At 74.1% G+C, this 10,400-nt stretch carries 4 protein-coding genes; all 4 read left to right on the top strand.

Annotation, left to right across the window (positions count from 1 at the left end; genetic code table 11):
• Nucleotides 1–512 precede the first annotated feature (512 nt).
• On the top strand, nucleotides 513–1,268 hold the full coding sequence (locus ACIBAE_RS25515; RefSeq protein ID WP_399289683.1) for a thioesterase II family protein: 756 nt from the start codon (nucleotides 513–515) through the stop codon (nucleotides 1,266–1,268).
• 324 nt (nucleotides 1,269–1,592) lie between these two features.
• The gene (locus ACIBAE_RS25510) at nucleotides 1,593–4,523 is read left to right on the top strand and encodes an AAA family ATPase (protein ID WP_399289681.1); all 2,931 of its coding nucleotides are present in this window, start codon (nucleotides 1,593–1,595) and stop codon (nucleotides 4,521–4,523) included.
• Between the two features lie 102 nt (nucleotides 4,524–4,625).
• Nucleotides 4,626–7,565, top strand: a complete 2,940-nt coding sequence (locus ACIBAE_RS25505; RefSeq protein WP_399289679.1) for an AAA family ATPase — start codon at nucleotides 4,626–4,628, stop codon at nucleotides 7,563–7,565.
• Complete coding sequence (locus tag ACIBAE_RS25500; RefSeq protein ID WP_399289677.1) at nucleotides 7,555–10,374, top strand: ATP-binding protein; 2,820 nt, start codon at nucleotides 7,555–7,557, stop codon at nucleotides 10,372–10,374. Before ACIBAE_RS25505 ends, ACIBAE_RS25500 begins: the two co-directional genes overlap by 11 nt.
• Nucleotides 10,375–10,400 lie beyond the last annotated feature (26 nt).

The raw sequence follows: 10,400 nt of genomic DNA, 5'->3' as shown, positions 1-10,400 counted from the left end.
CCGACGGAACCGGGAAGCACGGAGAACGCCGCACGGGAGAACGGAGCACGGAGAACGCCGCACGGGAGAACGGAGCACGGAGAACGAAGCACTGAAAGCGCGAGGAGCACGGAGAAGGGGAAGCACACCCCCCGGGCCCGGCCGGATGATATTCCGGCCGGGCCCGGGGTCCACCGGGAGTGCCGCCCATCACCCCCGCGTGCGCAGAGACTAGGGAATTTCCCACTGTCCGCCCTAGTGAAATGGGGTGGTCGGCCCCAGGGCCGGCGGTGCCGGTCGGTGTGACACGCGGTGTGAGCCGCAGGTCCGCTCCGCCGGGCAGGGCAGCACAGGGAACATGCGGCCGGATGGGAGAAGGCCGTACGGTTCCCGGTACTGGATCACGTTCCCATTGGATCTCGTGCCGACGGGTACGCGTCCGGTGTACCGCAGCCGGGTAACAGCGCCCGGAGGCTTCCAGGACCGCCGGACGGTCCTGATCGCTCGGCCCACCGCTAGGAGGATGCAACACCATGACGACGTCCACCGAGGAGAGTCTTTGGGCACGGCGCTTTCATCCGGCGCCGGACAGCGAAAGGCAGCTCTTCTGTTTCCCCCACGCGGGTGGCTCGGCGTCTTTCTACTTCCCGGTCTCCGCTCAACTGTCCTCCGTGGCCGAGGTGTTCTCGCTCCAGTACCCCGGCCGTCAGGACCGGCGCCTGGAGACCAGCCCCCATGACATCGGGACCATGGCCGACCAGGTCTACGAGGCCCTGCGGGACCAGCTCCACGCGCGGCCGACGACGTTTTTCGGACACAGCATGGGCGCGACGATCGCCTTCGAGGTCGCCCGGCGTTTCGAGGCCGACGGCGGTGAACTCTCCCATCTGTTCGCCTCCGGACGGCGCGCGCCGTCGCGCCACCGGGACGAGAACGTGCACCGGCGCGGCGATGACGGCATCGTCGCGGAGCTGAAGCTGCTGTCCGGTACGGATACGGCGCTGCTCGGCGACGAGGAGATACTGCGGATGATCCTGCCGGCGATCCGCAGCGACTACCAGGCCATCGAGACCTACCGCTGTGAGCCGACGACCGCGCTCCGGGCACCGATCTCCGCTCTGACCGGCGACAACGACCCGAAGACCACCCTCGACGAGGCCGAGGCCTGGCGCGGTCACACCACCGGAGCGTTCGACCTCAAGGTCTACCCCGGCGGGCACTTCTACCTCAGCTCCCAGGCACCCGCGGTCCTCGCGCTCCTGCGGGAACACCTCACCGCGGCCCGTTAGGCCCGGCCCGGCGGGTCTTCGTGGATCGGCCCGGGGGCCTGTCCGGGGATACGGCGGCCGGACACCGCGGCCCGAGGGTGGACCGTCCGGCCGGACAGCTGTCCGGCCGGACGGTCGCCCCCGGGGCCACGGTCCACCGCCGGTATCCGTGCCGGGCCCCCGGGGCCCCGCGCGGCCGGTTCTTGATCCGGCCTGTTTCCCCGGCCACCGGCGCGGTGATCATGTAGCCTCGCGCTCCCTGTCGTGGTGCTGCAACTGTTCCGTAGGAGACGCGCCGACGCGTCATCACACCTGTTTGTGTTCCCGAGACGCGAGGAGGCTCCGATGCTGGACCAGGCCGAATTCACCGGTTTGTCCAGCACGCTGGTCGGCCGGTCCGACGAACTGCGGGTCCTGAACAGCCACGCGCGTGCCGCGCGTGCCGGCCGGGCCGGACTGGTGATCGTGTCCGGCCCCGCCGGCATCGGGAAGACCAGCCTGCTGCGCTCCTTCCTGAAGAGCGACGCCTGCCGCGGCATGACCGTGCTCCACGGATCCTGCGCCGACGCCATGACAGGTGCCGACGCCGCGACGGACGCCGGATACGGCGGCGTAAGAAGGCTGTTCGGCCCGCTGCGACTGGACGGCGAGGACGCCAGGAACTCCCCCCTGCTGCGCGGCCTCGCCCGGCACGCGCTGCCCGCGCTCACCGCCGGGCGGACCGGAGCGGCCGACGAGGACCCGCCGCTCACCCCGGCCGCCTACCCCGTCCTGCACGGCCTGTACTGGCTCGCCGCCAACCTCATGGCGGACCGCCCGCTCGTGCTCGTACTCGACGACGCGCACCGGTGCGACGCCCGCTCGCTGCGCTGGCTGGACTTCCTGCTGCGCCGTGCGGACGACCTGCCGCTGCTGGTCGTCCTCGCCCAGCGCGGCGAGGCCGAACCCGTCGCCCCCGCGGCCCTGGCGGATCTCGCCGCCCAGCGCGCACCCACCGTCCTGCGTCTGGCGGCCCTCAACGACGCGGACGTCGGCCGCCTGGTGCGGCAGTCCTTCCCCACCCCCGTCGAACCGTGCTTCACCGAGCGCGCGGCGGCCGTCTCCGGCGGCAACCCCCTCACCCTCGGCCGGCTGCTGAACGAACTGCGGGCGGAGGGCGTGCGGCCGGACGAACAGGGCGTGGACAGGGTCGCCGAGGTCGGCGGCCAGGTCATCGCGCTCTCCGTCGGAGCGCTGCTGGACCGCCGGCCCCCCTGGGTACGCGAGGTGGCCAGGGCGCTCGCCGTGCTCGGCGAGGAGAGCGCCGAGCTCGTCGGCACCCTGGCCGGGGTGCCCGCCGCGCTCGTCGCGGAAGGCCTGCTCGTCCTGCGCCGCGCCGAGATACTGGCCCCGGACCGGGCCGGCTTCACACACGACGTGGTGCGTGCCGCCGTTCTCGAACCCGTCGGCGCCGAAGCACTCGCCGGGCTGCGGACCAGAGCGGCCCTGCTCCTCAGCGACGCCGGCCGGCCCGCCGAGGAGGTCGCGGGCCAGCTCATGCCGCTGCCGTCACTGACCCAGCCGTGGATGCCGGACGTACTCCGGGAGGCGGCGGACCAGGCCGGCGGCCGGGGCGCTCCCGAAGCGGCGGCGCGCTACCTGCACCGGGTCCTCGAAGTGGAGCCGTACAGCGTGCCGGTCCGCGTCCAACTGGCCAGGGCGCTGGCGGAGACCGACCCGCCCGAAGCCGTCAGGATGCTGGAGGAAGCGCTGGTACGGGCCACCGACACCCGCACCAGGGCGACCGTCGCCGTGCAGTACGGGATGGTGAGCCTGGCCGTCCAGCAAGCACCCGCCGGCGTACGGGTCCTCCGTGAGGTCCTGGCCGCCCTGGACGCCGAACTCGGCCCCCGGCCCGATCCCGCCGACCGTGAGCTGCGCACCCTCGTCGAGTCCGTCCTGCTGATCGCCGGGGCGGACGAGAAGGCGACCGTCCGCGCCGCCCAGGACCGGGCGGCGCGGCTGACGCCCCCGCCGGGCGACACCCCCGCACAGCGTCAGATGCTCGGGATGATGACGGTGCTGAGCGCGATGGACGGCCGCCGCGCCGAACAGACCGTCGAACAGGCCCGCCGCGCCCTGCGCTTCCCCGGCGTCGAGCTGGAAGGCTGGTCGGTGCTCACCTCGTCGTTCGCCCTCAGCCTCGCCGACGAGGCCGGCGACGCGCTCGACGCGCTCGACCGCATGCTCCGGTACGGCCAGGAGAACGGCGCGGTCTGGACGTACGTCATCGCCCTGTCGACCCGCGCCCTCCTGCTCCACTCCGTGGGCGCCGTCCCCGACGCGCTGGCCGACGCCCAGACATCGATGGAGATCACCGGCGAGGAGAGGTGGGGCGGCTCCGCCTCGCTGCCGCGGACCGCCCTCGCTGCCGTGCTCATCGACCGGGGCGAGCCCCAGCGGGCCGAGGAGGTGCTCGACGGGATCAAGCGCCCCGGTCTGGACCGGTTCGTGATCGAGTACCACACGCAGCTGATGACCCGCGCCCGTGCCCGGTGGGCGCTCGGCGACCGGGAGGCGGCGCTCGCCCTCTTCCTCACCTGCGGCAGGTCCCTGAAGGAGGCCCGGTTCACCAACCCGGCGTTCGCGCCGTGGTGGTCGGAGGCCGCCTGCCTCCTCGCCGTCATGAACCGCCCCGACGAGGCCCGGGAGATCGCCGCGTACGGCACCGAGCTGGCCGGCCGCTGGGGGACGCCCCGGGTGCTCGGCCTCGCCGCCCGGGCGCGCGGCGTGATCACCCCCGGCGGGGCCGGCGTCGAACTGCTCACCGAATCCCTCAAGATCCTCGCCGACTCGCCCGCCCGGTCCGAGCACGCCCGGGCCGAATACCTCCTCGGCCGGGCGCTGTTGAAGACCGGCGACCAGCGCGGCGCCCGCGAACACCTGCGCGCCGCCGCCGACCTCGCCCAGCGCTGCGGGGCGCTCGCCCTCGGCGGCACCGCCCGTAAACTGCTGGTCACCGCCGGCGGCAGGATGCGGAAGATGAGCGCCTCTCCGCTGGACATGCTCACCGCGATGGAACGCAGAGTGGCCGGCCTCGCCGCGTCGGGAGCCAGCAACCGGTCGATCGCGGAGTCCCTTTTCGTCACGGTCCGTACCGTGGAGACACATCTGACCAGTGTGTACCGGAAGCTGGGCGTCGGCAGGCGTACCGAACTCGGCTCCGTCCTGCACACTCCTGACATCCCCGACCGACAGCCGCCGGGCTGGGTGTTCGACTCCCGCCGGCGACGCTGAAGCGACCTGAGCGAGGCGGTGCGCGTGACTGGCCGGGGTGACGAATGCCCGAACCCGGGATGGCCGGAGCCGGGATGCCCGAACCCGGAGAGGCGGGAGCCGATGTACGGCTCCGGCCTGCGCCGGGATGACCGGGATGAGCGGACGCAGCCGCCGCTGCCCCTGCTGGAGCGCCGGCACGAGCAGGCGGTGCTGACATCCGTGCTCGCCGGCCTGCGCGGGGGGAGCGCGGCGGTCGTCTCCGTGACCGGCGCACCCGGTCACGGGCAGAACGCGCTGCTGCGCTGGGCGGCCCGGCTCGCCCGGGACAGCGGGCTGCGCGTCCTGCGGGCCCGGGGCGCCCTGTCCGAACGCGACGTGCCGCACGGCGTGACGGCTCAGTTCAAGACGTCGCTCGACGGGCCGGCCCGGGGGCCGCTCCGGACCCCGACCGGAGGGCGCCGGCCGGACGGTCCTGCGGGATTCGATACGTTCGACACCCTTTCGCACCAGGCGCGGGCCGTGCCCATCCTCCTGGTTGTCGAGGACGCCCAGTGGCTGGACCCCGCCTCCACGGTCTGGCTCCGCACCCTGGCGCGGCGGCTGACCCCGGACACACCGGTCGCCGTGATGGCGAGCGGCGGCGGAACGGCCGCCGACGGCCAGGACTGGTTCGGTACGGCCGCCCCGGGCCCGGTCGCACCGAGGCGGCTCGTGCCGCGTGCCCTGAGCGGACGCGGCGTCGCCGCCGCGGTGGAACTGCTCTGCGGGGTCCCCGGAGAAGAGCGGTTCACCGCCGCCGCCACGACAGCCACCGGAGGCAGCCCCGTCCTCCTGGGTGAGGTGCTGCGCCGGTTCACCGGACACGGCCACGAACCGGTCGCCGCCCGGCTGCCGGAACTCCACACGATCTGCGCCGATGTCGCCGGCGAGCACGTGACGCGCGTACTGGACGGCCTGCCGGCCCCGGCGACCGCACTGCTGAGAGCGGTGGCCGTCTGCGGCGACCTGGTGAACTCCGCCCTCGTCCAGGAACTGGCCGTCCCGCGCCCGGCGCCCGGAGACCTGCCGCCCGGAGACCTGCCGTCCGGGAGTCCGGCGCCCGGAAGTCCGGCACCGGGGAGTCCGGCGCCCGGAGTGGAACCGGGCGCGGTGCTGGAGGCGTCCGGCCTCACCGTGTTCGAGGACACGAAGCTGCGCCTTCGTCTTCCGGCGGTGAAGGACCGCGTACTGGAGGACCTGCCGCCCGGTGAACGGGCCCGCCTCCACGCCCGGGCCGCCGAGCTGGCCCACCGGGCATCCGCCGCCGATGAGGACGTCGCCCGCCTGCTGCTCATGTCACCTCCCCTCGGAAGTCCTTGGGTGGTCCCCCTCCTGCGCCGGACCTTCGCGGCCGCCCTGCGCGGCCAGGACCACGGGCGCGCGCACGCGTGCCTGTCCCGCGCGTTACGCGAACCCCTGGAACCGGACGAGCGAGCCCGGCTGACCCTGGAGCTGGCCGCCGCCGAAGCGGTGGCCCTGCCGGAAGCCGGTGACCGCCGCCTCGCCGGACTCGCCCGCCCCGGCGGCCCCGTTCCCGCCGCGTTGCGCGTCCGGGCCGTCGATGTCGGACTGGCCCGGGGCAACAGCGACTGGACACGCCGGGCGGCGGCCGAGGCGCTGTCCGGGACCCGGGACGGCGAACAGGACGTTGAACGGAACGGCGAACGGAACGGCGAAGGGGACGCCCAACGGGACGGCATGCTCGCGCTGTTCTGGCTGGCCGACCAGGCCCGGGACGGCACCGAAGTGACGGTGCCCGAGGTGGCCCCCCTGCCCGACCGCCCCGTATCACCCGCGCAGGCGGGCGTACGCGCCTGGCAGCTCGCCGCACGCGGCGAGGACCTGGAGACGACCAGGACGCTCGCCCGCACCGCCCTGGCCCGCGGCGGCTCCGACGCCGGCCTGACGCTGCCCCGCCTCGCCGCCTGCGGCGCCCTGATCCTGACCGACGACTGCGAAGAGGCCGGCATCGAACTCGACGTGCTGCTGACCGAGGTCCGGCGAGCGCCCCATCTGCGGGCCGTCGCCGCGCGGGTGCTGACCCTCCGCGCCGAACTGGGCCTGCGCTGCGGGCAGTTGGACGAGGCCGAGCGCGACGTCGAAGCCGCCGTACAGGCCCTGCCGCCGTCGAGCTGGTATCCCCTGGCCGCACCCGGCCTGACAGCCCTGCGCGTCTCCGTGGCACTCGAATCCGGCTGCTACGACCGGGCGAGATCGATCGCCGCCGTGCCGCCGCCCCCCGGGGCGGAGGACGGCGTCTCCTGGTCCGCGCTCCTCTTCGCCAGAGCACGGCTCGCCGCCGCCGACGGGCAGTGGTCCGAAGCGATGGAGCTGTCCCGGGAGAGCGGCCGGCGGCTGCTGCGCCGGCAGTGGAGCAACCCGGCGCTGCTGGGCTGGCGCCCGCTCGCCGCCGAGGCGTGCCACACCCTCGGCGACCGTACGGAGGCCGCGCGCCTGAGCCGGGAGGAAGTGGCGCTGGCCCGCCGCTGGGGCACGGCGAGCGCGGTCGGTGTGGCGGCCCTGTGGGCCGGGCCGATGACCGGGGAGGGCGGGAGACCCGTCGCCCGGGCTCGCGCGGCGACACGTCTGCTGCGGGACTCGCCCGCCCGACTGGCCTACGCCTGGGGGCTGTTCCAGCTCGCCGCCGCCGAGCTGGAGGAGGGTGACCGCCAGGCCGCCGCCCGTACCGCCGCGGAGCTCTCGGCCTTCACCGCCGCCTGTCCGTCGAGCCGGCTGGCCGACTGCGCCCGCCGCCTCACCGAGCGGCTCCGGGCACCGGGCCGACCCGTACCGGCCGCCCTGCCACGGGAATGGACCACTCTTTCGGAAGTCGAACGGCATACCGCGACCTTCGCGGGGAACGGGCACGGCAACCGTGAGATCGCGGAACTGCTGTCGGTGAGCAGACGCACGGTGGAGCTGCGACTGAGCAATACCTACCGAAAGTTACGCATCGCGGGGCGCGAGGAACTGAGTTCACTGGTAAGGAACATGGAAGGACGGCCGACAGATGCTGCTTGAGCGCGAAGCCGAACTCGCCCAAGTGAGCGCCGCCCTGAGAGCCGCCGCCGACGGCACATCGTCGTCCATCCTGGTGACCGGTCCGCTCGGCATCGGCAGATCCGCCCTGCTGCGGCACCTGCCCTCCCTCGTCGCCGACGAGGACGTACGGGTCCTGCGCGCCAACGCCGCGCCCATGGAACAGGACTTTGCCTTCGGCGTCGTACGGCAACTGTTCGACAGCCTGCTGGCCGGTGTCCCGGCGGCGGAGCGTGGCCGGCGCTCTCCCGTGTCCGACCACTTCGCCCGGCTGATGTTCACCGCCGGAACCCTGCCCGTCGGCGCGGGAACCACCACCGGCGCCGACGGGCAGGGTGCCGGCCCGGGCCCGGCCCTCGCCGCCTCCGAGGCGATGCTGCACGGCACCCGGTCACTGCTGGCCGACGCCGGTGACACCACCCGGCTGCTCATCCTCGTGGACGACCTGCACCGGGCGGACACCCCCTCGCTGCGCTGGCTCGCCTACCTCGCCAAACGGCTGCACGGACTGCGCGCCGTGCTCGTCTGCACGCTCCGCGACGGAGACCACGGGTCCCGGCATCCCCTGGTGCGGGAGATCGCCGGCACCGCCACGCGCGTCCTGCGCCCCGCGCCGCTCTCCCTCGACGCCACCAGGACCGTGATCCGCAAGCGGTGCGGTTGGCCCGGACAGGACGAGTACGCGCACGCCTGCCACGAAGCGTCGGCCGGCAACCCCCTGTTCCTCCTGTCGGTGCTGCGCGGCATGCGGGCACGCGGCTTCTCACCGACCGCGGACCACGCCGACCGCGTGCGCTCCCTGCGGCCCTCCGGACTGCGCGAGCGGCTGGCGAGCTTCCTGCGGACCCAGCCGCCGCCGGTACGCGACCTCGCCGCCGCGATCGCGGCCTTCGGCGACCACGGCGACCGGGCCCTCGTCGCGGAACTCGCCGGGCTGGACGACATCGGTTTCGGCTCCGCGCGGCGCGCGCTGGTCTCGACCGGGCTGCTGGCCGACGGACGCGAGCCGCGCTTCGTCCACCGCGTCGTACGGGACGCCGTCGAGTCCTCGATGACGGTGGCGGAGCGCGAGCGCTCGCACGACGCCGCGGCGGAACTGCTGTACCGGTGCGGCCGTCCCGCGGAACAGGTCGCCGCCCACCTGATGGCCGTCACCGCCTTCGGCCGGCCCTGGTCGGTGACGGTGCTGCGCGCCGCGGCGGACGAGGCCCTGCACCGGGGCGCCCATGACACCGCCGCGCGCTACCTGCGCCGCGCGCTGCTGGACCACCGGACCCAGGACGAGAGCCGGGCCCGGCTGCTGATCGACCTCGCCACCACCGAGCGCTCCTTCGACCCCGAGGCGTGCGAACGCCACATCGCCCAGGCGATGCCACTGCTCACCACGGCCGGGGACCGGGCCGCCGCCGCGCTGCGGATTCCGCCGACCCTGCTCGGCACGCCGCCGCCCTCGGCGGTCGGCCTGCTGCGCCGGGTCGCCGCCGAGGTCGGCGCCCCGGCCCGCGCGGAAGGCCCGGCGCGTGAGACGGCCCTGCGGCTCGAAGCACGTCTGAGACACCACGGGCACGAGAATCCCGGTGAACTGGCCTCGGCGGTCGACCGGCTGCGCTCGCTGGGGGAGGAGCCGCCGCTCGGCACGGCCGCCGAACGGGAGCTCATGGCGGTACTGCTCTGCGCGGGCACCCTCACGGGCCGGCTGTCCGCGGCCGAGGCGGCCAGGACGGCCAACCGCGTCCTGGACCGCGAACCGGCCACCTCGGCGCGCGTCCACACGGTCCTGCCGCTGGTGGTCATCACGCTGTTCGCCGCCGAGTCCATCGACGGTGTCGCCTCCTGGCTGTCGACCGAGCAGCAGACCCGGCGGCAGAACGCGACCGGCGCCGACGACGTGCTCCTGTTCGCGGAGCGGGCGCTGGTCCTCGTGTCGCAGGGCAGGCCCGCCCAGGCACGTGAGCATGTCGAGCGCGCCCTGGGGCTGGCCGACACGGACTGGCGCCAGGCATCCGTGGTCCTCCTCTCCGCGGTAGCGCTCGAACTGCGCGACCCGGCCCTGAGCGAACGCATCCTGGCCCAGGCCGGACGCGGGCCGGCGGGCCTGGCCCTGACCGCGACCCTGCAGATCCTCCAGGCGTCCGTGGACGCCCAGCGCGGCCTGCGGCCCAGGGCCCTGGAAGCGCTCCTGGCCTGCGGACGGCAGCTCGACGCGTCGGGCTGGCGCAATTCCGCGCTCTTCCCCTGGCGGCCGCACGCGATCGGTCTCCATCACCGGCTCGGCGACTTCCGCTCCGCTCTCCAGCTCGCCGAGGAGGAACACGCGTGGGCCGAGGAGTGGGGAGCGCCCGCCGGGCTCGGCCGCGCGCTGCGGCTGAAGGGCTGGCTGTACGGAGCCCAGGGCGTTCGCCTGCTGCGCGAGGCGGTCGACGTCCTGCGCGGTTCCTCGTACGAACTCGAACTCGCCCGGACCCTGGTGCTGCTGGGCCGTCAGCTGGGAACCGGAGCCGAGGCGGAGGAAGCACTGAGGGAGGCCGGCGCGCTGGCCGCGGCCTGCGGCGCCCCCTGGCTCGTCGAGCGGGCCGAGCATGGTCTCGGCACCGCCGCTCCGCCCCCCAAGGCCGTGCTCACCCGCAGTGAGCGCCGAGTGATCTCCCTCGTCGGACGCGGCCTCACCAACCAGGAAATCGCCGGTGAACTCGGCGTGAGTTCGCGTGCGGTTGAGAAACATCTTACTAATTCCTATCGGAAGCTCGGCGTTTCGGGCCGGCATCAGCTGGCGGACGCCCTGCCGGCGTAGTCCCGGCGCATATGCACGCCCCCGTG

Source organism: Streptomyces sp. NPDC051569, from assembly GCF_044454085.1.
GTDB lineage: Bacteria > Actinomycetota > Actinomycetes > Streptomycetales > Streptomycetaceae > Streptomyces.
The sequence above is the reverse complement of the archived record's forward strand: the minus strand, read 5'-3'. Positions and strand labels throughout refer to the sequence as shown.

Coding starts and splice junctions, on each gene's coding strand:
- ACIBAE_RS25500 (WP_399289677.1), top strand. CDS start 7,555: ATGCTGCTTGAGCGCGAAGCCGAACTCGCCCAAGTGAGCGCCGCCCTG.
- ACIBAE_RS25515 (WP_399289683.1), top strand. CDS start 513: ATGACGACGTCCACCGAGGAGAGTCTTTGGGCACGGCGCTTTCATCCG.
- ACIBAE_RS25505 (WP_399289679.1), top strand. CDS start 4,626: ATGTACGGCTCCGGCCTGCGCCGGGATGACCGGGATGAGCGGACGCAG.
- ACIBAE_RS25510 (WP_399289681.1), top strand. CDS start 1,593: ATGCTGGACCAGGCCGAATTCACCGGTTTGTCCAGCACGCTGGTCGGC.